Consider the following 20,836-nt stretch of genomic DNA (forward strand, 5'->3'; position numbering starts at 1 on the left):
CGGGATACGTGCCCGGGCGGCAGCTCCAGAACAAGACCGCCGACCGGACGGGGGTCCCGGCGCGCGCCGGGACCCCCGTCCGGTCCCGGACCGGGCAGGCCCGGACCAGCCCGGCCCGCCCCGGCCCCGCCCGCACCAGCCAGGCCCCCCGGTCCAACCAGGCGCCCAGGATCACCGCCCTCGGCGGCGGCCAGGGGCTCTCCGCCTCGCTGTCCGCCCTGCGCCGGCTCACCACCGACCTCACCGCCGTGGTCACGGTGGCCGACGACGGCGGCTCCAGCGGCCGGCTGCGCGAGGAGCTCGGGGTGCTGCCCCCGGGGGACCTCCGCAAGGCGCTGGCCGCGCTCTGCGGCGACGACGACTGGGGCCGCACCTGGTCCGAGGTGATCCAGCAGCGCTTCACCGGCACCGGGGGGCTGGGCGGCCACGCCGTCGGCAACCTGTTGATCGTGGCGCTCTGGGAGAAGCTCGGGGATCCGGTGGCCGCCCTGGACTGGGTGGGCCGGCTGCTGAACGTCCAGGGCCGGGTGCTGCCGATGTCGGCGGTGCCGCTGGACATCGAGGCGATAGTCCGCGGCCACGACCCGGCCCACCCCGGAGCGGTCTCCGCCGTCCGTGGGCAGGCCAGCGTGGCCGTGACGCCGGGCACCGTGGAGTCGGTCCGGCTGCTGCCGGACGAGCCGCCGGCCGTGCCGGAGGCCGTCACCGCCGTCCGCGAGGCGGACTGGGTGGTGCTCGGCCCCGGCTCCTGGTTCACCAGCGTGCTGCCGCACCTGCTGGTGCCCGAGCTGGCCCAGGCGCTCACCGAGACCCGCGCGCGCCGTCTGCTCACCCTGAACCTCGCCCCCCAGCCCGGCGAGACGGAGGGCTTCACCCCGCAGCGTCACCTGGAGGTCATCGCCGACCACGCCCCCGCCCTTGCGGTGGATGCGATCCTGGTGGACGAGCGCGCCGTCACCGGCGGCGCCTTCGGCCAGGCGGACCTGGCCGGCCTGGAGAAGGCCGCCGAGCGGATGGGCGCGGCCCTGGTGCTCGGGCGGGTCGCCCGTACCGACGGCACGCCGCGACACGACCCGGAGCTCTTGGCAGCCGCGTACGACCGGATTTTCCGGACACATGGAAGGATCGGGCCATGGCGATGACTCCAGCGGTGAAGGACGAAATCAGCCGGCTCCCGGTCACCCGGGCCTGCTGCCGCAAGGCGGAGGTCTCGGCGATCCTGCGTTTCGCGGGCGGGCTGCACATCGTGAGCGGCCGCATCGTGATCGAGGCGGAGCTGGACACCGGCGCGGCGGCGCGCCGGCTGCGCAAGGACCTGCTGGAGATCTTCGGACACTCCTCGGACCTCGTCGTGATGGCGCCCGGCGGCCTGCGCCGCGGCAGCCGCTACGTGGTCCGGGTGGTCAAGGACGGTGAGCTGCTGGCCCGCCAGACCGGTCTCGTGGACGGCCGCGGTCGGCCGATCCGGGGCCTGCCCCCGGCCGTCGTCTCCGGCGCCACCTGCGACGCCGAGGCGGCGTGGCGCGGGGCGTTCCTGGCGCACGGCTCGCTCACCGAGCCCGGCCGTTCGTCCTCCCTGGAGATCACCTGCCCCGGCTCCGAGGCCGCCCTCGCGCTGGTCGGTGCCGCCCGCCGGCTCGGCATCCCGGCCAAGGCCCGCGAGGTGCGCGGCGTGGACCGGGTGGTGATCCGCGACGGCGACGCCATCGGCGCGCTGCTGACCCGGCTCGGCGCCCACGAGTCGGTGCTGGCCTGGGAGGAGCGCCGGATGCGGCGTGAGGTGCGGGCCACCGCCAACCGCCTGGCCAACTTCGACGACGCCAACCTGCGCCGCTCGGCCCGCGCCGCGGTGGCGGCCGGCGCCCGGGTGCAGCGCGCGCTGGAGATCCTCGGCGAGGAGGTGCCCGAGCACCTGGCCGCCGCGGGGCAGCTGCGGATGCAGCACAAGCAGGCCTCGCTGGAGGAGCTGGGCGCGCTGGCCGACCCGCCGCTGACGAAGGACGCGGTCGCCGGCCGGATCCGCCGGCTGCTGGCGATGGCCGACAAGCGCGCCTCGGAGCTGGGCCTGCCGAGCACCGAGGCCAATCTGACCGACGAGATGGCGCTCAACTAGCGATCACGGTCCGTGAGTACGAGCGGCCGGTGTCCGGATTCCGGACACCGGCCGCTCTGTGTTCGGACGCCAGCGAACAGGGGTTGACAACGCGCTCCGCAGGCCTGGAGCAACTCCCGCGACGGCAAGGGGAGAAGGCCTGTTCGTGAGCTATTGACACGCCACGCCAAGGCGTCCGACCCGGGCTGATGTGCCCTCTCAGGCCTCGGAGGGGTAGGGTCATAGGCGGTCGGGGACATCCCAAATTCCACCCCGTCGGCATAGTTCCGGCGTACCTAACGAGGAGATCGGTTCGTGACGATCCGGGTAGGCATCAACGGATTCGGCCGCATCGGCCGCAACTTCTTCCGTGCGGTCAAGGCCCAAGGCGCGGACATCGAGATCGTCGGTGTCAATGACCTGACCGACACCAAGACCCTGGCGCACCTTCTCAAGTACGACTCCATCCTGGGCACCTTCCCCGGCGAGGTCTCGCACACCGAGAACAGCATCACCGTCGACGGCAAGACCTTCAAGGTCATCGCCGAGCGTGACCCGGCCAACCTGCCCTGGGGCGAGCTGGGCGTGGACATCGTCATCGAGTCCACCGGCATCTTCACCAAGGCCGATGCGGCCAAGAAGCACGTCACCGCCGGCGCCAAGAAGGTCATCATCTCGGCGCCCGCCACCGACGAGGACGTCACCATCGTGATGGGCGTCAACGACGACAAGTACGACGCCGCCAAGCACACCGTCATCTCCAACGCCTCCTGCACCACCAACTGCGTGGCGCCGCTGGCCAAGGTGCTGAACGAGAACTTCGGCATCGTCAAGGGTCTGATGACCACGGTGCACGCGTACACCAACGACCAGGTCACCCTGGACTTCCCGCACAAGGACCTGCGTCGCGCCCGCGCCGCCGCCCTCAACATCATCCCGACCTCCACCGGTGCCGCCAAGGCCACCGCGCTGGTGCTGCCGGAGCTGAAGGGCAAGCTGGACGGCACCTCGCTGCGCGTCCCGGTCCCGACCGGCTCGATCACCGACCTGGTCGTCACCCTGGAGCGCGACGTCACCGTCGAGGAGGTCAACGCGGCCTTCCAGAAGGCCTCCGAGGGCTCGCTCAAGGGCATCCTGCAGTACACCGAGGACCCGATCGTCTCCTCCGACATCGTGAACTCGCCGTTCTCCACGATCTTCGACTCGCTGATGACCATGGTCCAGGGCAACCAGGTCAAGGTCTTCGGCTGGTACGACAACGAGTGGGGCTACTCGAACCGCCTCGTCAACCTGACCACCCTCGTCGGTGAGCAGCTCTGACGCAGCGGGAGCTGACGTGAAGTAAGGGGGAGGGCCCGGAAGGCTTCGACGCCATCCGGGCCCTCGTCTGCGCACCCTCAACTCCCCTATGACGGCCCGCCGTTGTGCCGTCCTTGCTCCACCCCCCAGGAGACGGAAGACCGTGAAGACCATCGAAGACCTCGACGTCGCCGGCAAGCGCGTATTCGTCCGCGCGGACCTGAACGTGCCGCTGTCCGGCGCCACGATCACCGACGACGGCCGGATCCGTGCCGTCGCCCCGACCATCGCCAAGCTCGTCGAGCGCGGTGCGAAGGTCGTCGTCGCCTCCCACCTCGGCCGCCCCAAGGGCGAGCCGGACCCGCAGTTCTCCCTCGCGCCGGTGGCCGTCCGCCTCGGCGAGATCCTCGGCAGGCCGGTGGCGTTCGCGACCGACACCGTGGGCGAGAGCGCGAAGGCCACCGTCGCCGCCCTGGCCGACGGCGAGGTCACGCTGCTCGAGAACCTGCGCTTCAACGCCGGCGAGACCAGCAAGGACGACGCCGAGCGCGGCGCCTTCGCCGACGAGCTGGCGCAGCTGGCCGACCTGTACGTGGGCGACGGCTTCGGTGCGGTGCACCGCAAGCACGCCTCCGTCTACGACCTGCCGGCCCGCCTGCCGCACGCCGTCGGCGACCTGATCGCCACCGAGGTGGGCGTGCTCAAGCGCCTCACCGACGAGGTCGAGCGCCCGTACGTGGTCGTGCTCGGCGGCTCCAAGGTGTCCGACAAGGTCGGCGTGATCGACAACCTGCTCGGCAAGGCCGACCGCATCCTGATCGGCGGCGGCATGGCGTACACCTTCCTCAAGGCCCGGGGCCACGAGGTCGGCATCTCGCTGCTGCAGGAGGACCAGATCCCGGTCGTCCTGGAGTACCTGGAGCGGGCGGAGGCGAACGGCGTCGAGTTCGTGCTGCCGGTGGACGTCGCGGTGTCCGCGAGCTTCCCCGACACCAAGACCCACAAGCCGGTCGAGGACTACGAGGTCGTGGACGCGGACAGGATCCCCGCGGACAAGGAGGGACTGGACATCGGCCCGAAGACCCGCGAGCTGTTCGCGGCGAAGCTGGCCGACGCCAGGACGGTGTTCTGGAACGGTCCGGTGGGCGTCTTCGAGCACCCCACCTTCGCCGAGGGCACCAAGGCAGTCGCGCAGGCGCTGCTGGACAGTGACGCGTTCACCGTGGTCGGTGGCGGCGACTCCGCCGCGGCCGTCCGCATCCTGGGCTTCGACGAGACGAAGTTCGGGCACATCTCGACCGGCGGTGGCGCCAGCCTTGAGTACCTGGAGGGCAAGACCCTCCCCGGTCTCGCCGCCCTGGAAGGCTGAGGCAATGACTGAGCGTCTCCCGCTGATGGCGGGCAACTGGAAGATGAACCTCAACCACCTTGAGGCCATCCAGCACACCCAGAAGCTGGCGTTCGCGCTGGCCGACAAGGACTACGAGGCCGTCGAGGTCGCCGTCCTGGTGCCGTTCACCGACCTGCGGTCGGTGCAGACCCTGGTCGACGGCGACAAGCTGAAGATCAAGTACGGCTCGCAGGACATCTCGCAGCACGACTCCGGTGCCTACACCGGCGAGGTCTCCGGCCCGATGCTGTCCAAGCTGAAGTGCACCTACGCGGTCATCGGTCACTCGGAGCGCCGGCAGTACCACGGCGAGAACGAGGAGATCGTCAACGCCAAGGTCAAGGCCGCCTACCGCAGCGGGGTCACCCCGATCCTCTGCATCGGCGAGCCGCTGGACATCCGCAAGGCCGGCACCCACGTCGAGTACACGCTGGCCCAGCTCGACGGCGGCCTGAAGGACGTCCCGGCCGCGCAGGCCGAGTCCATCGTCGTCGCGTACGAGCCGGTCTGGGCGATCGGCACCGGCGAGGTGGCGACCCCCGAGGACGCCCAGGAGGTCTGCGCCGCGATCCGCCGGCGGATCGCCGAGCTGTACGACGCCGCGCTGGCCGAGAAGGTCCGTGTCCTGTACGGCGGTTCGGTCAAGTCGTCGAGCGCGGCCGGCCTGATGGCCAAGCCCGACATCGACGGCGGCCTGATCGGCGGTGCCTCCCTGGACGCCGACGAGTTCGTCAAGATCGTGCGGTACCGTGAGCAGGCAGTAGGCTAACGCCGCCGCAGCAACGTAGGCTTTGGGGCCGGACCGCTCAGTGCGGCCCGGCCCCTTCGCCGAAGATACGAGAGAGTTGGTCCCGTCGTGGTTATCGGGTTCTCGATTGCCCTGATCATCTTCAGCCTGCTGATGATCCTCCTGGTGCTGCTGCACAAGGGGAAGGGCGGCGGCCTGTCCGACATGTTCGGTGGCGGCGCGATGTCCACCGGCGGTGGCTCGGCGGTGGCCGAGCGCAACCTGGACCGCATCACGATCATCGTCGGTGTCGCCTGGTTCGCGTGCATCATCGTGCTCAGCCTGGTGCTCAAGTACAAGAGCTGACGTATCTCTGACGCCCCGTCGCCCCGCGGCCTATGCTGGAACGGTCCGGGGCGGAGCCGGTGGTGGTGGATCCTTAACTCCTGCTTACACTAGGACGACTTTCGCCACCGACGCGCACCGCGGCGGGTCGGCGCACCAGCACGCAGGGAGTCAGACCGTGGCAAGTGGCAACGCCATCCGTGGCAGCAGGGTCGGAGCCGGTCCGATGGGGGAGGCGGAGCGCGGCGAGTCCGCCCCGCGCAGCCGGATCTCCTTCTGGTGTGCCAACAAGCACGAGACCCGCCCCAGCTTCGCCGCGGAGGCGGTCATCCCGGAGACCTGGGACTGCCCGCGCTGTGGCTTCCCGGCCGGCCAGGACGAGCACAACCCGCCGGCCCCCTCGCGCAACGAGCCCTACAAGACCCACCTCGCCTACGTGCGCGAGCGGCGCACCGACGCCGACGGCGAGGCGATCCTCGCCGAGGCGCTGGCCAAGCTGCGTGGCGAGATCTGAGGGCCGGCAACACGAAGGGCGCCACCGTTTCGAACGGTGGCGCCCTTTCGCGTAGCCGGGGTCTAGGCCGAGGCCGGCGGGTAGAGCTGCGGCGGAAGCTGCGCCGCCGCGGCCCGGTCCAGCAGCCAGAGCGTGCGGCTGCGGCCGTACGCGCCCGAGGCGGGCGCCTGGAGCTCGCCCGGGCCGGAGAGGGCCAGCGCGACCGCGCCGGCCTTGTCCTCGCCCGCCGCCAGCAGCCAGACCTCGCGGGCCGCCCGGATCGCCGGGAGGGTCAGCGAGACGCGGGTCGGCGGGGGCTTGGGCGCCCCGCGCACGCCGACCACCGTCAGCTCGGCCTCCCGCACGCCCGGGTGCTCGGGGAAGAGCGAGGCGACGTGGGTGTCCGGGCCGACGCCGAGCAGCAGCACGTCGAAGGCGGGCACGCCGAGCCGGTCGCCCGGCCCGGCCGCCTCTGCCAGCTCCTCGGCGTAGCGGGCCGCAGCGGCCTCCACGTCCGAACCGTCCACGCCGTCCGAGGCGGGCATCTCGTGCACCCGCGCCGGGTCGAGCGGGACGGCGTCGAGCAGCTCCGCCCGGGCCTGGACGGCGTTGCGGTCCGGATCGGCGGCGGGCACGAAGCGCTCGTCGCCCCACCAGAGGTCCAGCCGGGCCCAGTCGACCGCGTCCCGGGCGGGGGAGGCGGCGATGGCGGCCAGCAGCGCGTTGCCGTTGCGCCCGCCGGTGAGCACCACCGAGGCGGTGCCGCGGGCGGCCTGGGCGTCCACGATCCGGGTGATCAGCCTGGCCGCGGCCGCCTGGGCCATCAGCTCCTTGTCCCGGTGGACGACCAGCTGCGGGGTCGCCGCCGTCACGATCCCGCCTTCTTGCTCGCGCGCTTGGCCGGGGCCTTCTTCGCGGCGGCCTCCTCCGGCGCGTCGGTGCCCGGCACCTTGGCGGTCACCCGGGACGGGTTGGCCACCGCGGCCTCGGAGACCGACTGGGCGACCTCCTCGGCCGCCGCCGTCTCGGCGTTGACCGGCTCGTGCAGCCGCTCGACGGGCGTACGCACGGCCGACGCGTAGATGTCGTCCGGGTCGAGCCGGCGCAGCTCCTCCGCGATCAGCTCGGACGTCTCGCGCCGCTTGAGCGCCACCTGGCGGTCCGGCGAGCCGGGCATGGAGAGCGTGCCCATCAGGCCGTCCGGGCGGTCCAGGGTGATGTCCCCGTCCGTGGTGCGCAGGTGCACCGCGGTGATGCCCGGGCCGCCGGTGACGACCCGCTCGACCGGCACGTGCAGCCGGTTGTGCAGCCAGAGGCCGAGCAGCTCGACGCTGGGGTTGTACGACTCGCCCTCGACCACCGCGGAGATGATCTTCGACGGCCGCTGGTCCAGCGCCGCGGCCAGCATCGAACGCCAGCCGGTGATCCTGGTCCAGGCCAGGTCGGTGTCGCCCGGGGTGTAGCTCTGGGCCCGCTGGGCGAGCTGGCCGACCGGGGACTCCGCGGTGACGGCGTCGGTGATCCGGCGCTGGGCGATCGAACCCAGCGGGTCCTGCGCCGGGTGCAGCGGCGCGTTCTCCGGCCACCAGACGACCACCGGGGCGTCCGGGAGGAGCAGCGGCAGGACGACCGACTGGGCGTGCGCGGCGAGCTCGCCGTGCATGCGCAGCACGACCGTCTCGCCGGAGCCGGCGTCGGTGCCGACGAGGATCTCGGCGTCCAGGCGGGTCTCGGCGCGGGCCCGGGGCGAGCGCCCGGCGCGCTTGATGACCGCCAGGGTGCGCGAGGGGTGCTCGCGGGAGGCGTCGTTGGCGGCCTTGAGGGCGTCGTACGCGCTGCCCTCGTCGGTCACGATCACCAGGGTGAGCACCATGCCGGCGGCGGTGGAGCCGCTGGCCCGGCGCGCTTCCATCAGCGCTGCGTTGATCTTGCTGGACGTGGTGTCCGTGAGGTCGATCTTCATGGCCGGCGCCAGCTCCTGCCGTCTCGTGCGAGCATCTCGTCAGCCTCGACCGGTCCCCAGGTGCCGGCCGGGTACTGGGCGGGCTTGCCGTGGGCGTCCCAGTACCTCTCGATCGGGTCGAGGATCTGCCAGGAGAGCTCGACCTCCTGGTGGCGCGGGAACAGGTTGGCGTCGCCGAGCAGCACGTCGAGGATGAGCCGCTCGTACGCCTCCGGGCTGGACTCGGTGAAGGACTCGCCGTAGGCGAAGTCCATCGTGACGTCACGGACCTCGAAGGAGGTGCCCGGCACCTTGGAGCCGAACCGCACCGTCACGCCCTCGTCCGGCTGGACCCGGATGACCAGGGCGTTCTGCCCCAGCTCCTCGGTCGCGTAGGAGTCGAACGGCAGGTACGGGGCGCGCTGGAAGACCACCGCGATCTCGGTGACCCGGCGGCCGAGCCGCTTGCCGGTGCGCAGGTAGAACGGCACGCCCGCCCAGCGGCGGTTGTTGATCTCCAGCTTGATGGCCGCGTAGGTGTCGGTCTTGGAGTCCGGGTTGATGCCGTCCTCGTCGAGGTAGCCGCCGACCTCCTCGCCGCCCTGCCAGCCGGCCGCGTACTGGCCGCGCACGGTGTGCTTGCCGAGGTCGGCCGGGAGCTTGACGGCGCTGAGCACCTTGAGCTTCTCGGCGACCAGCGCCTTGGGGTGGAACGACGCCGGCTCCTCGATGGCGGTGAGCGCCATCAGCTGGAGCAGGTGGTTCTGGATGACGTCCCGGGCCGAGCCGATGCCGTCGTAGTAGCCGGCACGGCCGCCGATGCCGATGTCCTCGGCCATGGTGATCTGCACGTGGTCGACGTAGGACCGGTTCCAGATCGGTTCGAACATCTGGTTGGCGAAGCGGAGCGCCAGGATGTTCTGGACGGTCTCCTTGCCCAGGTAGTGGTCGATCCGGAAGACCTCGTCCCGGGGGAAGACCTCGTGGACGATCCGGTTCAGCTCCTGGGCGCTCTCCAGGTCGTGGCCGAAGGGCTTCTCGATGACGGCGCGCCGCCAGGAGCCCGAGGGCGGGTCGGCCAGGCCGTGCTTCTTCAGCTGCTGGACGACGGTCGGGAAGAACTTCGGCGGCACCGAGAGGTAGAAGGCGAAGTTGCCGCCCGTGCCCTGGGCCTTGTCGAGCTCCTCGATGGTCGCGCGGAGTTTGTCGAAGGCGTCGTCGTCGTCGAAGGTGCCGTGGACGAAGCGCATGCCCTTGGCGAGCTGCTGCCACACCTCCTCGCGGAAGGGCGTCCTGGCGTGCTCCTTGACCGCGTCGTGGACCTCCTTGGCGAAGTCCTCGTCCTTCCACTCGCGGCGGGCGAAGCCGACGAGCGAGAAGCCCGGCGGCAGCAGACCGCGGTTGGCCAGGTCGTAGATGGCCGGCATCAGCTTCTTGCGGGACAGGTCGCCGGTGACCCCGAAGATGACCAGGCCCGACGGCCCCGCGATGCGCGGGAGCCGTCGGTCTGCTGGGTCACGAAGCGGGTTGACGGGAGCCGGCGGGGTGTCGGCCGCGTCCGAGTCCGACGTCAACTCAGGGAAATCAGTGCTCACTTGATGGGCTCCGCTTTCGTGCGCTGGCTGTGAGCAGGAATCACTTCTCGTCGGCGAAGGAGGCGAGCGAGGCGGTGACGGTGTCGAGCAGCTCGTTCCAGGACTGCTCGAACTTCTCCACGCCCTCGTCCTCGAGTACCTGGACCACGTCGTCGTAGTCCACGCCGGCGGCGGCGATGGCGTCCATCACGGCCTTGGCGTCGGCGTAGTTCGGGACGATGGTGCCGCCGGTGATCACGCCGTGGTCGCCGGTGGCGTCCAGGGTGGCCTCGGGCATGGTGTTGACGGTGCCCGGGGCGACCAGCTCGGTGACGTACAGGGTGTCCGGCAGAGCCGGGTCCTTGACGCCGGTGGAGGCCCAGAGCGGACGCTGCGGCTTGGCGCCGGCGGCCTCCAGGGCCTTCCAGCGGTCGCTGCCGGCGGCCTTGCCGTCGACGCTGCCGAACACCTCCTCGTACGCCTGGTAGGCGAGGCGGGCGTTGGCCAGGGCGGCCTTGGAGCGCAGGTTCCTGGCGTCGCCGCCGACCTTGTCCAGGCGCTTGTCGATCTCGGTGTCCACGCGGGAGACGAAGAACGAGGCGACCGACTCGATCTGGGAGAGGTCCAGGCCCTTGGCCTTGGCGGCCTCCAGGCCGGTCAGGTAGGCGTCGATGACGGCGCGGTAGCGCTCCAGCGAGAAGATCAGCGTGACGTTGACGCTGATGCCCTTGCCGATGACCTCGCTGATCGCCGGCAGGCCGGCCTTGGTGGCGGGGATCTTGATGAAGACGTTCGGGCGGTCGACCAGCCACCACAGCTGCTTGGCCTCGGCGATGGTGGCGGCGGTCTCGTGGGCCAGGCGCGGGTCGACCTCGATGGAGACCCGGCCGTCGCGGCCGTTGGAGGCGTCGTAGACCGGGCGCAGCACGTCGGCGGCGTCACGCACGTCCGAGGTGGTGATCATGCGGACGGCCTCGTCGGTGGTGACCTTGCGGACGGCGAGGTCGCGCAGCTGGCCGTCGTACGAGCTGTGCCCGCCGCCGATGGCCTTCTGGAAGATGGTGGGGTTGGTGGTGACACCCACCACGTGCTTGTTCTGCACCAGCTCGGCGAGGTTGCCGGTGTTCAGCCGCTCGCGGCTGAGGTCGTCCAGCCAGATCGCCACGCCTTCGTCGCTGAGGCGCTTCAGTGCGTCAGTCATGGTGCTTCAGTCCTTTTTTCTTCTGTCTTCGTGGGGTCGTCAGAGGGGCCGCGTACTCGCGTGCGGGCGAGTACGCGGCCCAAGGGGCTAGCGGTTGACGGCTTCGAGCGAGCGCAGCGCGTTGTGGGCCTCGGCGACGACCCGCTCGGAGGTCAGGCCGAACTCCTCGAACAGCACCTTGTAGTCGGCGGAGGCGCCGAAGTGCTCCAGCGAGACGATCCGGCCGTGGTCGCCGACCAGCTCGCGCCAGCCCTGGCCGATGCCGGCCTCGACCGAGACGCGGGCCTTGACCGACGGCGGCAGCACGCTGTCGCGGTAGGCCTGGTCCTGCTCCTGGAACCACTCGAAGGACGGCAGCGAGACCACGCGGGTCGCGATGCCCTCGGCCTCCAGGACCTCGCGGGCCTTGACGGCCAGCTGGACCTCGGAGCCGGTGCCGAGCAGGATCAGCTGCGGGTCGCCGTTGGACGCCTCGGCCAGGATGTAGCCGCCCTTCGCCGTGCCCTCGGCGGAACCGAAGACCTCGCGGTCGAAGGTCGGGACGTTCTGGCGGGTGAGCGCCAGGCCGACCGGGCCGGGGTGGGTGGTCTGCCGCTCGATCACCGTGCGCCAGGCGACGGCCGTCTCGTTGGCGTCGGCCGGGCGGACCATGGCCAGGCCCGGGATGGCGCGCAGCGAGGCCAGGTGCTCGACCGGCTGGTGGGTCGGGCCGTCCTCGCCGAGGCCGATCGAGTCGTGCGTCCAGACGTAGGTGACCGGCAGCTTCATCAGCGCGGCCAGGCGGACGGCCGGGCGCATGTAGTCGGCGAAGACCAGGAAGGTGCCGCCGAAGACGCGGGTCCTGCCGTGCAGCGCGATGCCGTTCATGGTCGAGCCCATGGCGTGCTCGCGGATGCCGAAGTGGATCGTCCGGCCGTAGGGGCTGGCGGACTTCAGCGGGTTGCCCTCGGGGAGGAAGGAGCTCTCCTCGTCGATGGTGGTGAGGTTGGACTCCGCGAGGTCGGCCGAGCCGCCCCACAGCTCCGGGATCACCGCGCCGATCGCCTTGAGGGTCTCGCCGGAGGCCTTGCGGGTGGCGACGTCCTTGCCGGCCTCGAAGACCGGGACGGTCTTCTTCCAGCCCTCGGGCAGCTCGCCGGCGTCGATGCGGTCGAACTCGGCGGCGCGGTGCGGGTGGGCGGCGCGCCAGGCGTTGAAGGACTGCTGCCACTCGTCGCGGGCGGCCTTGCCGCGCTTGATCACCTGGCGGGCGTGCCCGATCACCTTCTCGCTGACCTCGAAGGTCTTCTCCGGGTCGAAGCCCAGGACCTTCTTGGTGGCGGCGATCTCGGCGGCGCCGAGCGCGGAGCCGTGCGCCTTGGCGGTGTTCTGCGCGTCCGGGGCCGGCCAGGCGATGATGGTGCGCATCGCGATCAGCGACGGGCGGCCGGTCTCGGCCTTGGCGGTGGCCAGCGCGTCGGCCAGGGCCGCCACGTCGATGTCGCCGTTGGACTTCGGGGTGACCCGCTGGACGTGCCAGCCGTACGCCTCGTAGCGCTTGAGGACGTCCTCGGAGAAGGCCGTCTCGGTGTCGCCCTCGATCGAGATGTGGTTGTCGTCGTACAGGGCGACGAGGTTGCCCAGCTTCTGGTGGCCGGCGAGCGAGGAGGCCTCGGCGGAGATGCCCTCCTCCAGGTCGCCGTCGGAGACGATGGCCCAGATGGTGTGGTCGAACGGCGACTCGCCGGCCGGGGCGTCCGGGTCGAAGAGGCCGCGCTCGAAGCGGGCCGCCATCGCCATGCCCACCGCGTTGGCGATGCCCTGGCCCAGCGGACCGGTGGTGGTCTCGACGCCCGCGGTGTGACCGTGCTCGGGGTGGCCGGGGGTGCGGCTGCCGGCGACCCGGAAGGCCTTGAGGTCGTCCAACTCCAGACCGTAACCGGAGAAGTAGAGCTGGGTGTAAAGGGTCAGGCTCGTGTGCCCGGGGGAGAGGACGAAACGGTCGCGGCCCACCCAGGCCGGGTCGGTCGGGTCGTGGCGCAGGAAGCGCTGGAAGATCAGGTACGCCGCCGGGGCCAGCGACATGGCCGTCCCGGGGTGTCCGTTGCCGACCTTCTGGACCGCGTCCATGGCCAGGACGCGGGCCGTGTCGACAGTCCGCTCGTCCAGTTCGGACCACTCGAATGCATTCGTCGGCGTCGTGCTCACCCTGTCTCAGGGCTCCTTCCGTTGTGAAGAGTGACCCCGTGAGGGGGACCGGGTCGGCCACGTCGGTGGGGCCGGACGCTTGGGTGGTGCCGGTCACGGAGGGTAGATCCCGCTTCTCGTGGCGAGCCTACCGTCCGGGCCGGGGCTCACCCTCCGTGCTGAGACAACAGGGAATTCGATATGGCGATTCCCACGAGGGCTCGATGGGCTGTTTTGTCACAGGCTCTCCTGGTTTCGCGGGCTCTGCCCCTCCGGGGGGCAGGACGGGGGACCGATGCCGCACGGGCCAAGCTTCGTGGGTTCACCCAGGGGTGTGCGTTCCGCCTCGCCGGGGGACCCCGGAGCCGGTGGGGAGATATGGAGCGTCTAAGGTGGCGTGGTACGCGCAGAGCGGACGATTCGGGACCCTTCGTTCCTGTAGCCGCCTGTGAGGATTCATCTTCAGTTGGGGTGTTAGTGACCGCCGTCGAATCCCGTCCCGCCGGGGTCACCGGGGCGACGCCTGCGCACCGGCCGTTCGGGGCCCGTGTCGGCGCATTCGTCGCACTGACCAAGCCTCGGATCATCGAGCTGCTGCTGATCACCACCGTGCCGGTGATGTTCCTGGCGCAGCGCGGTGTTCCGGATCCGCTGCTGGTGCTGCAGGTGGTCATCGGCGGCTACCTCTCGGCCGGCGGCGCCAACGCCCTCAACATGTACATCGACCGCGACATCGACGCGGTGATGTCGCGGACCGAGCGGCGGCCGATCGTCACCGGCATGGTGTCGCCGCGCGAGGCGCTGGTCTTCGGCATCGCGCTGGCGATCGGCTCGACGATCTGGCTGGGCGCCCTGGTCAACGTGCTGTCCTCGCTGCTGGCGCTGTCGGCACTGCTCTTCTACGTGTTCGTCTACACGCTGGGGCTGAAGCGGCGGACCGCGCAGAACATCGTCTGGGGCGGCATCGCCGGCTGCATGCCGGTCTTCGTCGGCTGGGCGGCGGTCACCAACTCGGTGTCCTGGTCGGCACTGGTGCTCTTCCTGGTCATCTTCTTCTGGACGCCGCCGCACTACTGGCCGCTGTCGATGAAGGTGCGCGAGGACTACGAGCGGGCCGGCGTGCCGATGCTGCCGGTGATCAAGGGCAACCTGGCGGTCGCCAAGCAGATCGTCGTCTACTCCTGGGTCATGGTGGCCGTCTCGCTGGCCCTGTGGCCGCTGGCCGACACCAGCTGGCTCTACCCCGTCTCGGCCGTCGTGCTGGGCGCCGCCTGGCTGAAGGAGGCACACGGGCTGTACACCCGGGCCAAGGCCGGGGTGGTCGGCGCCAAGCTGAAGGAGATGCGGCTGTTCCACTGGTCGATCACCTACCTGACGCTGCTGTTCGTGGTGATCGCGGTGGACCCGTTCGTCAAGTAGAGCTGCTGAGGAAGGGCCCCGGTCTTCGGACCGGGGCCCTTCCGTTTTTCGCGCTCCGCGTCAGCGGTTCTCGCGCTGCGCCTGAGCGGTTCTCGCGCTCCGCGTCAGCGGTTCTCGCGCGCCGCCTCAGCGGGGCGGCAGCTCGGACGGCCCGACGTGGCCCTCCAGCCAGTCCCGGAGCGGCTGGGAGGCCCGCAGGAAGCCGGTGATCCGCTCGTAGGCGGTCCGGGTGCCGAGCCACGGCGCGGGCGGCCACTCCTGCCAGGCGATCAGGCCCTTGTGGCGGAGCAGTCCGATCCGCGGGTGGTCCTTCGGGTAGCCGCGCGGGGCGGACTTCAGACTGTCCCGGCCGACCACCTCCGGGCCGGCCTTGCGGACCCGGGCGGCCACCCGCTCCAGCTCCGCGCCGCTCACGTCCTCGGCGACGGCCGCGCGGTAGCGTTCCAGCTGGTCGGGGGCGAGCCGGTAGAGCCCGTTGCCGCAGGCCAGGCCGTCGGCGGAGAGCTGGACGTACCCGCCGGCCGTCAGGTGGGCGCCGATGTGCGTCTTGTACGGGGACTTGTCGGCGCTGAACCGGACGTCGCGGTTGGGGCGGAAGATCTTGCCCGGCCCGAACTCCGGTTCCAGCTCGGCGAGCAGCTGCTCCATGGGCTCCCGTACGGCGTGCTCGTACCGGTCCTTGTGGGCTTGCCAGAAGGTCCTGGAGTTGTCGGCCTCCAGGTGCTCGTAGAAGTCGAGGGCCTCAGCGGGCCAGCCTTGGAAGGTCACCCCTCCAGTATGTGGCCCGGTGCACAGCCCGCTCCCGTCGCCAGCTCCGCTACCGATGGGTAGCATGCGGGCATGAGCAGCGCAGAGACCGCCACCCCCGCCGCGCCGGACGCCCGCGTTGAGCGCCGCGCCAAGCGCATCGCCAAGCACCTCTCCAGCTTCGCCCGCCAGCACGGCGGCAGCGCCGACGCCGTCGTCGAGTACGTCGGCGCCGTGGCCACCCGGATCGTCGTGGTCGGCGCGGACGGCACCTGGGGCGACCAGGTCGCCCCGAGCTACGCCGTGGGCCGCCGGGCCGCCGAGCTGGCCGGGGTCACCCTGCACGACGACTTCGAGGGCGAGCTGGGCCTGAAGGTGAAGACCGGCCCGTACGAGTGGAAGCGGATGGCCGGAATCCAGATCGGCGGCTGACGCCGGTCCCGGACATGCGGAAGGGGCCCCGGGTGATCCCGGGGCCCCTTCGCGTGCGGGCTCAGACCGCGGCGGCCTGCGGCTCGCGGGCCGGCAGCGGCGCGGCGGGCGCGTCCCCGTCCGTGCGGACCCGCAGCGCGAGCGGGATGCGCAGTACGGCGATCCAGGTGAGCGTGGCGCCCAGCATGTGCAGGCCGACCAGGATCTCCGGGACGTCCGTGAAGTACTGGACGAAGCCGAGCACGCCTTGGAGCAGCAGCACCACGAGCAGCTCGCGGGCCCGGGCACGGGCGGCCGGCGGGGCCTTCACCGCGGCGAAGACGAAGAGGACGGCGACCGCCAGGCCGACCGAGACGAACGCCAGGTCGGCGTGCACCTGGGCCAGACGGTCGTAGTCGATCGGGATCCGCGGCACGATCTTGTTGTCCCTGGGCGTCCCCGGGTGGTGCCCGGCGCCGGTCACCAGCGTCCCGGCCGCCACCAGCAGGCCGATCACGGTGACCAGGACGTACGAGAGCTGCACGATCGGACGGGCCACGGCCGGCTGCGGCGGGCCGTCGCCCTCCTTCGACCGCTCCCACATCAGCAGCGCGACCCAGACCAGGGCCATCGCGGAGACCAGGTGCACCGCGACGGTGTACGGGTTGAGGCCGGTCAGCACGGTGATGCCGCCGATCACGGCGTTGCTCATCACCAGCCAGAACTGCGCCCAGCCCAGCCTGGTGAGGCCGCGCCGCCACGGCCGGTGGCAGCGGGCAGCCAGGATGGCCCAGCCGACCGCGGCGCTCAGCACGTAGGTGAGCATCCGGTTGGTGAACTCGACGATGCCGTGGAAGCCCATTTCGGGCGTCGGCGTCAGGCTCTGGTCGGTACAGCGGGGCCAGGTGGTGCAGCCGAGGCCGGAGGCGGTGAGCCGGACGGCGCCGCCGGTGACCACGATGACCACGCTCATCACCAGCGCGGTGAGCGCGGCGCGCCTGACCATGGCGGCGGACGGCTGCCAGCGCTCGGCGAGCAGGGAGAAGGGGGTACGCACGGGGTCAATCGTAGGCGGCCTTACAGCCGATCTTGGGGCGGGGCGGCTGCGCGCCGCGCGGGCCCCGGAGGGCTGCCGTTCCTGCTGTCCCGCCGGCTGTCGCTCCGGTTGCCGCTCCGGCAAGAGCGCCGGCGCAAACGGGACTGTTGGGGCATGGTGGTCATTGGTCTTGACCAATTGCCCGACCGGCCGAAAGGGTGCGGATTGGTCCACGGCGCTGCCCGGGGGCAACGCGCTGGTCGTGGCCGGCCGTGTGACCGGGCACAACACCCAGGTCGCGAAGGGCAACGGCGTCTACGGCTCGAAGGCCGCGGGTGCCGTGATCGAGGCACATCAGGGCAGGATCGGCCAGGGTGCGTCCCCGATCGACTCCAAGGCCGAGTTCGCCAAGCTGCGCTCCGCCATGCCGGGAAGGCCGGGCATCCCGGTGGTGCCGACCGCCCCGGCGACCCCGGGCGGCTCCGTCCACCCGTCCACGCCGGCGAGCGGCGGGCCGGGCCGGGGTGCCTCCGGCAGCCCGTCCGCCTCCGCCCCGGCGGCCGCGCCGGGCGCCTCGGCCGGCCCGACGGCCACCGCGACCGGTGGCGGGAATCTCGCGCACACCGGCTCCGGCCCGGTCGTCCCGCTGGCGATCGGTGGGGCGGTGGTGATCGCCGCCGGTGGCGCGATCGTGGTGGCCACCCGTCGCCGGGCGGCGAGGAAGGCCTGAAGGTTCGTCGACCGACTGAGCGGGCGCCCTCGGTGATTGAACCTGATCACCGGGGGCGCCGTTCTTCATGGCAGTGTGACGAAGTCCATTCAAGTGTGCCGAATCCGCGTCCTCCGAGGTCGCGGGTGTGATGGGCTGGCGATGCACATCCGAGGCCGGACGGACAGACGAAATCCGGTCGTCAGCGGGGTGTAGAGCGGGACGGGAGTGCCGGTAGAGTCCCCCGGACAGTCGTAGCGGGCCACCGTCAAACACTCAACATGCCTGCTGCACAGGACCGTTCGGAGGGGACAACGAAATGGCGCGACAGCAGCGGCAGCTCGGCATCAGGGGCGCGGCACTGGCCAGCGCGGCGGCAGCAGCCGTCCTGCTCCCGATTGCCATGGCCACCAGCGCTTCGGCGCACGTGCCCACCTGGCACACGACCTGCGACAAGATCGTGATCGACCTGACCAACTACAGCGACGCGTCGGGCGTGAAGAACGCCGTCAGCCTGACCGTCGACGGCGAGAAGGTGCTCGACCAGAAGCAGTTCGGCAAGGAGTTCCACGGGACGTACCCGGTCAAGGAGCACAGCAAGCCGGTCACCGCGACCTTTGTGGTCACCACCACCGAGGACCCGAAGAACCACGACTGGAACAAGACCGAGACCAAGACGATCGAGGTCTGCCAGACCCCGACGCCGACCCCCACGGCCACGCCGACCAAGACGGCGACGCCGACTCCCACGGCGACGCCCACCGCCACGCCCACCAAGACGGCGACCCCGACCCCGACCCCGACCGGGACGGCCTCGCCCACCGCGACCGCCAGCCCGACGGCGGCGGTCTCCACTCCGCCCAAGACGCCCAGCCCGGCGACGAGCACCGCGACCCCCGGGCCGGCGCTCGCCCAGACCGGTGGTAACGACTCCACCCCGATCATCGCGGCGGCCGGCGGCGCCGTCGTGCTGATCGGTGGCGCGCTCGTCCTGGTCGCCCGCAAGCGCCGGAGCAGCAGCGAGAGCTGACGCCAGCGCCCGGCAACCCGGCGGCCCCCCACTCGCACCGTCGAGCGGGGGGCCGCCGTGGTTGTCTGCTCCCCCCCGGTCGAGGGCCCGTGACCTGGGTAGCCGGCTACGAAGCGGCGCGCCGCCGACAGGCTCCCGCCGGCTCGGGCGGCACCGATCGGACGGTGATCCTCAAAGTTCGCTCAACTTCCCTACGGCGGACCGGACATCCGTGGAAGGGTTTGCCCGGCTGCAGCAATGCACAACGGGGTGCGGCCGTCTCTCCTCCACTCCGGAGAACGGCCGCTGGTTGGATGGGCCGTCCCTTCGACGGTCACTTCGCGGGGGGATTTTTTCACATGGTTGACCTCGACTTCGAGCGGCGGATCTATCCGTGGCTCTTCGACAGTTCCGGAAATCTGACGGAAGCGGCAAGAAAGCAGTTCCCGGACCTCGCGGCCGCCGCGTCCGGCGCGCCCGCACCGTCGTGTCCGGTGAACTACTTCATCGACCAGCTGGCCGCGAACTACCACATCGAAGCGAACACCGCGGACCCGGCCACGGCCGCGGACGTCGCCGGACTCAACGGGTCGGCCGAAGCCGCCAAGCCGGCGGTGGAGCAGGCCGCGCAGGGGACCGGGTTGAACCCGCAGCAGATCGAGGCCCTGTCCACGGCGGCCGCGAACCAGGTGAGGGCCGGCGCGGCCGACAGCTCGGGGCTCTTCACGCGGGCCGTCAATGGCTGAGGGAAAGCGGATCCGGCGGCGGTGGCTCGCTGGCGGGGTCGCGGCAGTGGTGCTCGCCGGGGCCGGGTTCGGGTGGTGGCGGTCGGCCCACGCACCGGCGGAGCTGCCGGCCAGCGCTTGCTGGTCGGTGCTCACCCGGGCCGACCTCGCACCGTTGGCGGATGACCTGCGCGGGACGTTCGTCGAGCGTAATTCGACGGACGGCAGCCACGAGCACCTTCAGCCGATCCGCGGCGACCAGGATTGCAGGGTTGAGAGGAATCCGGCGAACGGCCTTCTGTGGATCCAGGTGTGGTCGATGGACGAGCTTACGATGAAGATCAAGTACGGTGCGGGTTCGGAGGTTTCCCACCAGGGTGAGAGCAGGCTGGACTTCGGCGCGGACGTGCAGGGGTGGACTGGGTCGAGGCAGGTGGGGTTGGCATTCCGGTGCGACAACCCGGAGAACGCCCGCATGGGCCGGCCGTACGTGGCAGTCGGGGTCGCGGCCGGGGACGTCACCGATCCGAGGTCGGAGAAGGTCCACCGGGCCGTCCTCGACATCGCGCTGAAGTACGCCAAGGACGTCGTGGCCGGCTATCCGTGCGCGAACCCGGTGAAGCTGCCGGACAGCGTCCCCGGGACGGTGAGGAGCTGACGCGTCGACGTCGTCCCCGGCCGGCGGAGCCGGGCACAGGATGGCCTGGTACCGCCGGCACCGGCTGGTGATCGCCGCCGTGCCCGCCGCCGCCGTCACTGCGGCCGGCGGGGGACTGTGGTGGTGGTCCGCGCGCGAGCCGCTGACCCTGCCTGCGACCGCCTGCTGGTCACTGCTCGACCGGAACGACCTGAAGCCGTTGACGGACAGGGCGAGCGGGACGTTCGGTGTGCGTTACGAGGAGGGGCCCGACGACGGGAGCGGCGGGGCCGGCCTCCGCGCGGGCGAGCACGACCAGACGTGCCTGGTGCAGCGGGATCGTTCCATGCCGCTGGGCCTGAGCGTGAGGCTGATGACCGACCTCATCTACAACATGGACTACGGGCCGGCCGCCGTTCCGGTGACCGGGCATGTGCCGCGGAGGCTGGACCTCGGCCAGGACATCCAGGGGTGGATGTGGCAGGACGGTACGGTTCACCTGGCGTTCCGGTGCGAGAACCCGGTGGCCGCCGACCTGGACCGCCCGTACGTGGAGATCCACGTGTGGGGGGACGGCCGGCTCACCGATCCGACGCTGCACTCGCTGCACCAGGCCCGGCTGGACATCGCGTTGAAGGCTGCCAAGGGGGCCGTCACGGCCTACCCGTGTCGCAACCCAATCGCCTTCCCGTCGGCGGAGGTAGTCAAGGAGGCCGGTCGCTGAGATTCCCACCGTCCGGCTGGTCGGGGTTCTCGAAGGGCAGCGGTCCACCCGGAGCCCGCACCCGCACCAGCCACTTCGCAGTACTCCGCCCCGCCGAGCCGGTGCTCGGCGGGGCGGAGTGATCAGGACCTCGAAGCGACCGACGGCACCCTCGGATGAGCGAGGGGCCGCCGTGGTGTGTGAGGTGGCG

21 protein-coding genes are annotated in these 20,836 nt (G+C 71.2%); 14 read left to right on the top strand and 7 right to left on the bottom strand.

What is annotated here, in order from left to right; all coding sequences use genetic code 11:
- Positions 1-8: 8 nt before the first annotated feature.
- The 7 genes from ACZ3YO_RS27575 to ACZ3YO_RS27605 all read left to right on the top strand — a co-directional run bounded on the left by ACZ3YO_RS27575 (position 9) and on the right by ACZ3YO_RS27605 (position 6,367).
- Positions 9-1,142: a gluconeogenesis factor YvcK family protein gene (locus ACZ3YO_RS27575; RefSeq protein ID WP_465574325.1), complete on the top strand. Its 1,134-nt coding sequence runs from the start codon at positions 9-11 to the stop codon at positions 1,140-1,142.
- Complete coding sequence (gene whiA, locus ACZ3YO_RS27580) at positions 1,133-2,113, top strand: DNA-binding protein WhiA (protein WP_148642545.1); 981 nt, start codon at positions 1,133-1,135, stop codon at positions 2,111-2,113. The genes ACZ3YO_RS27575 and whiA overlap by 10 nt, the downstream gene beginning before the upstream one ends.
- Before the next feature lie 294 nt (positions 2,114-2,407).
- On the top strand, positions 2,408-3,412 hold the full coding sequence (gene gap, locus ACZ3YO_RS27585) for a type I glyceraldehyde-3-phosphate dehydrogenase (protein WP_465547498.1): 1,005 nt from the start codon (positions 2,408-2,410) through the stop codon (positions 3,410-3,412).
- Between the two features lie 142 nt (positions 3,413-3,554).
- Positions 3,555-4,760, top strand: coding sequence for a phosphoglycerate kinase (locus ACZ3YO_RS27590; RefSeq protein ID WP_465574251.1), 1,206 nt, complete (start codon positions 3,555-3,557; stop codon positions 4,758-4,760).
- Between the two features lie 4 nt (positions 4,761-4,764).
- Positions 4,765-5,550, top strand: coding sequence for a triose-phosphate isomerase (gene tpiA, locus ACZ3YO_RS27595; protein ID WP_396320520.1), 786 nt, complete (start codon positions 4,765-4,767; stop codon positions 5,548-5,550).
- An 87-nt stretch (positions 5,551-5,637) separates the two neighbouring features.
- Positions 5,638-5,874 (top strand): preprotein translocase subunit SecG, encoded by a 237-nt coding sequence (secG, locus tag ACZ3YO_RS27600; RefSeq protein WP_465574255.1) that lies wholly within the window; start codon positions 5,638-5,640, stop codon positions 5,872-5,874.
- Between the two features lie 205 nt (positions 5,875-6,079).
- Positions 6,080-6,367 (top strand): RNA polymerase-binding protein RbpA, encoded by a 288-nt coding sequence (locus ACZ3YO_RS27605; protein ID WP_254553118.1) that lies wholly within the window; start codon positions 6,080-6,082, stop codon positions 6,365-6,367.
- Between the two features lie 62 nt (positions 6,368-6,429).
- On the opposite strand, the gene pgl is transcribed toward ACZ3YO_RS27605, so the two are convergent.
- From pgl to tkt, 5 genes are all read right to left on the bottom strand, one after another.
- The gene (gene pgl, locus ACZ3YO_RS27610) at positions 6,430-7,218 is read right to left on the bottom strand and encodes a 6-phosphogluconolactonase (protein WP_396320518.1); all 789 of its coding nucleotides are present in this window, start codon (positions 7,216-7,218) and stop codon (positions 6,430-6,432) included.
- Positions 7,215-8,309: a glucose-6-phosphate dehydrogenase assembly protein OpcA gene (opcA, locus tag ACZ3YO_RS27615; RefSeq protein ID WP_465574258.1), complete on the bottom strand. Its 1,095-nt coding sequence runs from the start codon at positions 8,307-8,309 to the stop codon at positions 7,215-7,217. The genes pgl and opcA overlap by 4 nt, the downstream gene beginning before the upstream one ends.
- The gene (gene zwf / locus ACZ3YO_RS27620; RefSeq protein WP_465574327.1) at positions 8,306-9,862 is read right to left on the bottom strand and encodes a glucose-6-phosphate dehydrogenase; all 1,557 of its coding nucleotides are present in this window, start codon (positions 9,860-9,862) and stop codon (positions 8,306-8,308) included. Before zwf ends, opcA begins: the two co-directional genes overlap by 4 nt.
- Positions 9,863-9,923: 61 nt before the next feature.
- Positions 9,924-11,063 carry a transaldolase gene (tal, locus tag ACZ3YO_RS27625; protein WP_396320516.1) on the bottom strand — a complete coding sequence of 380 codons (1,140 nt, stop codon included), beginning with the start codon at positions 11,061-11,063 and terminating at the stop codon, positions 9,924-9,926.
- Between the two features lie 87 nt (positions 11,064-11,150).
- On the bottom strand, positions 11,151-13,250 hold the full coding sequence (gene tkt, locus ACZ3YO_RS27630) for a transketolase (RefSeq protein ID WP_465574262.1): 2,100 nt from the start codon (positions 13,248-13,250) through the stop codon (positions 11,151-11,153).
- A 456-nt stretch (positions 13,251-13,706) separates the two neighbouring features.
- Here tkt and ACZ3YO_RS27635 point away from each other — a divergent pair, with 456 nt between their 5' ends.
- Positions 13,707-14,648 carry a heme o synthase gene (locus ACZ3YO_RS27635; protein WP_465547505.1) on the top strand — a complete coding sequence of 314 codons (942 nt, stop codon included), beginning with the start codon at positions 13,707-13,709 and terminating at the stop codon, positions 14,646-14,648.
- 126 nt (positions 14,649-14,774) lie between these two features.
- Here the strand turns inward: ACZ3YO_RS27635 and ACZ3YO_RS27640 are convergent, their stop codons facing one another.
- The gene (locus ACZ3YO_RS27640) at positions 14,775-15,416 is read right to left on the bottom strand and encodes a DUF2461 domain-containing protein (protein ID WP_465547506.1); all 642 of its coding nucleotides are present in this window, start codon (positions 15,414-15,416) and stop codon (positions 14,775-14,777) included.
- Between the two features lie 72 nt (positions 15,417-15,488).
- Between ACZ3YO_RS27640 and ACZ3YO_RS27645 the strand changes: the two genes are divergently transcribed.
- Positions 15,489-15,827: a hypothetical protein gene (locus tag ACZ3YO_RS27645; protein ID WP_396320512.1), complete on the top strand. Its 339-nt coding sequence runs from the start codon at positions 15,489-15,491 to the stop codon at positions 15,825-15,827.
- Between the two features lie 61 nt (positions 15,828-15,888).
- On the opposite strand, the gene ACZ3YO_RS27650 is transcribed toward ACZ3YO_RS27645, so the two are convergent.
- The gene (locus ACZ3YO_RS27650; RefSeq protein WP_465574266.1) at positions 15,889-16,863 is read right to left on the bottom strand and encodes a COX15/CtaA family protein; all 975 of its coding nucleotides are present in this window, start codon (positions 16,861-16,863) and stop codon (positions 15,889-15,891) included.
- Positions 16,864-17,032: 169 nt separating this feature from the next.
- Between ACZ3YO_RS27650 and ACZ3YO_RS27655 the strand changes: the two genes are divergently transcribed.
- The 5 genes from ACZ3YO_RS27655 to ACZ3YO_RS27675 all read left to right on the top strand — a co-directional run bounded on the left by ACZ3YO_RS27655 (position 17,033) and on the right by ACZ3YO_RS27675 (position 20,646).
- Positions 17,033-17,572, top strand: a complete 540-nt coding sequence (locus ACZ3YO_RS27655; RefSeq protein ID WP_465574269.1) for a collagen-binding domain-containing protein — start codon at positions 17,033-17,035, stop codon at positions 17,570-17,572.
- Between the two features lie 298 nt (positions 17,573-17,870).
- Positions 17,871-18,581, top strand: a complete 711-nt coding sequence (locus ACZ3YO_RS27660; protein WP_465574271.1) for an LAETG motif-containing sortase-dependent surface protein — start codon at positions 17,871-17,873, stop codon at positions 18,579-18,581.
- Positions 18,582-18,919: 338 nt separating this feature from the next.
- Positions 18,920-19,306, top strand: a complete 387-nt coding sequence (locus ACZ3YO_RS27665; RefSeq protein WP_465574274.1) for a hypothetical protein — start codon at positions 18,920-18,922, stop codon at positions 19,304-19,306.
- Entirely contained in the window at positions 19,299-19,943 is a 645-nt protein-coding gene (locus ACZ3YO_RS27670) for a hypothetical protein (RefSeq protein ID WP_465574276.1), read from the top strand. Before ACZ3YO_RS27665 ends, ACZ3YO_RS27670 begins: the two co-directional genes overlap by 8 nt.
- A gap of 40 nt (positions 19,944-19,983) precedes the next feature.
- The gene (locus ACZ3YO_RS27675) at positions 19,984-20,646 is read left to right on the top strand and encodes a hypothetical protein (protein WP_465574279.1); all 663 of its coding nucleotides are present in this window, start codon (positions 19,984-19,986) and stop codon (positions 20,644-20,646) included.
- Positions 20,647-20,836 lie beyond the last annotated feature (190 nt).

The sequence above is a fragment of the Kitasatospora sp. NPDC022785 genome, from assembly GCF_055561295.1.

Excerpts from the sequence above, each read along its gene's own strand:
- whiA (WP_148642545.1), top strand. The coding sequence starts at position 1,133 with ATGGCGATGACTCCAGCGGTGAAGGACGAAATCAGCCGGCTCCCGGTC.
- tpiA (WP_396320520.1), top strand. The coding sequence starts at position 4,765 with ATGACTGAGCGTCTCCCGCTGATGGCGGGCAACTGGAAGATGAACCTC.
- ACZ3YO_RS27605 (WP_254553118.1), top strand. The coding sequence starts at position 6,080 with ATGGGGGAGGCGGAGCGCGGCGAGTCCGCCCCGCGCAGCCGGATCTCC.
- opcA (WP_465574258.1), bottom strand. The coding sequence starts at position 8,309 with ATGAAGATCGACCTCACGGACACCACGTCCAGCAAGATCAACGCAGCG.
- tal (WP_396320516.1), bottom strand. The coding sequence starts at position 11,063 with ATGACTGACGCACTGAAGCGCCTCAGCGACGAAGGCGTGGCGATCTGG.
- ACZ3YO_RS27645 (WP_396320512.1), top strand. The coding sequence starts at position 15,489 with ATGAGCAGCGCAGAGACCGCCACCCCCGCCGCGCCGGACGCCCGCGTT.
- ACZ3YO_RS27660 (WP_465574271.1), top strand. The coding sequence starts at position 17,871 with ATGGCGCGACAGCAGCGGCAGCTCGGCATCAGGGGCGCGGCACTGGCC.
- ACZ3YO_RS27665 (WP_465574274.1), top strand. The coding sequence starts at position 18,920 with ATGGTTGACCTCGACTTCGAGCGGCGGATCTATCCGTGGCTCTTCGAC.
- ACZ3YO_RS27670 (WP_465574276.1), top strand. The coding sequence starts at position 19,299 with ATGGCTGAGGGAAAGCGGATCCGGCGGCGGTGGCTCGCTGGCGGGGTC.
- ACZ3YO_RS27675 (WP_465574279.1), top strand. The coding sequence starts at position 19,984 with ATGGCCTGGTACCGCCGGCACCGGCTGGTGATCGCCGCCGTGCCCGCC.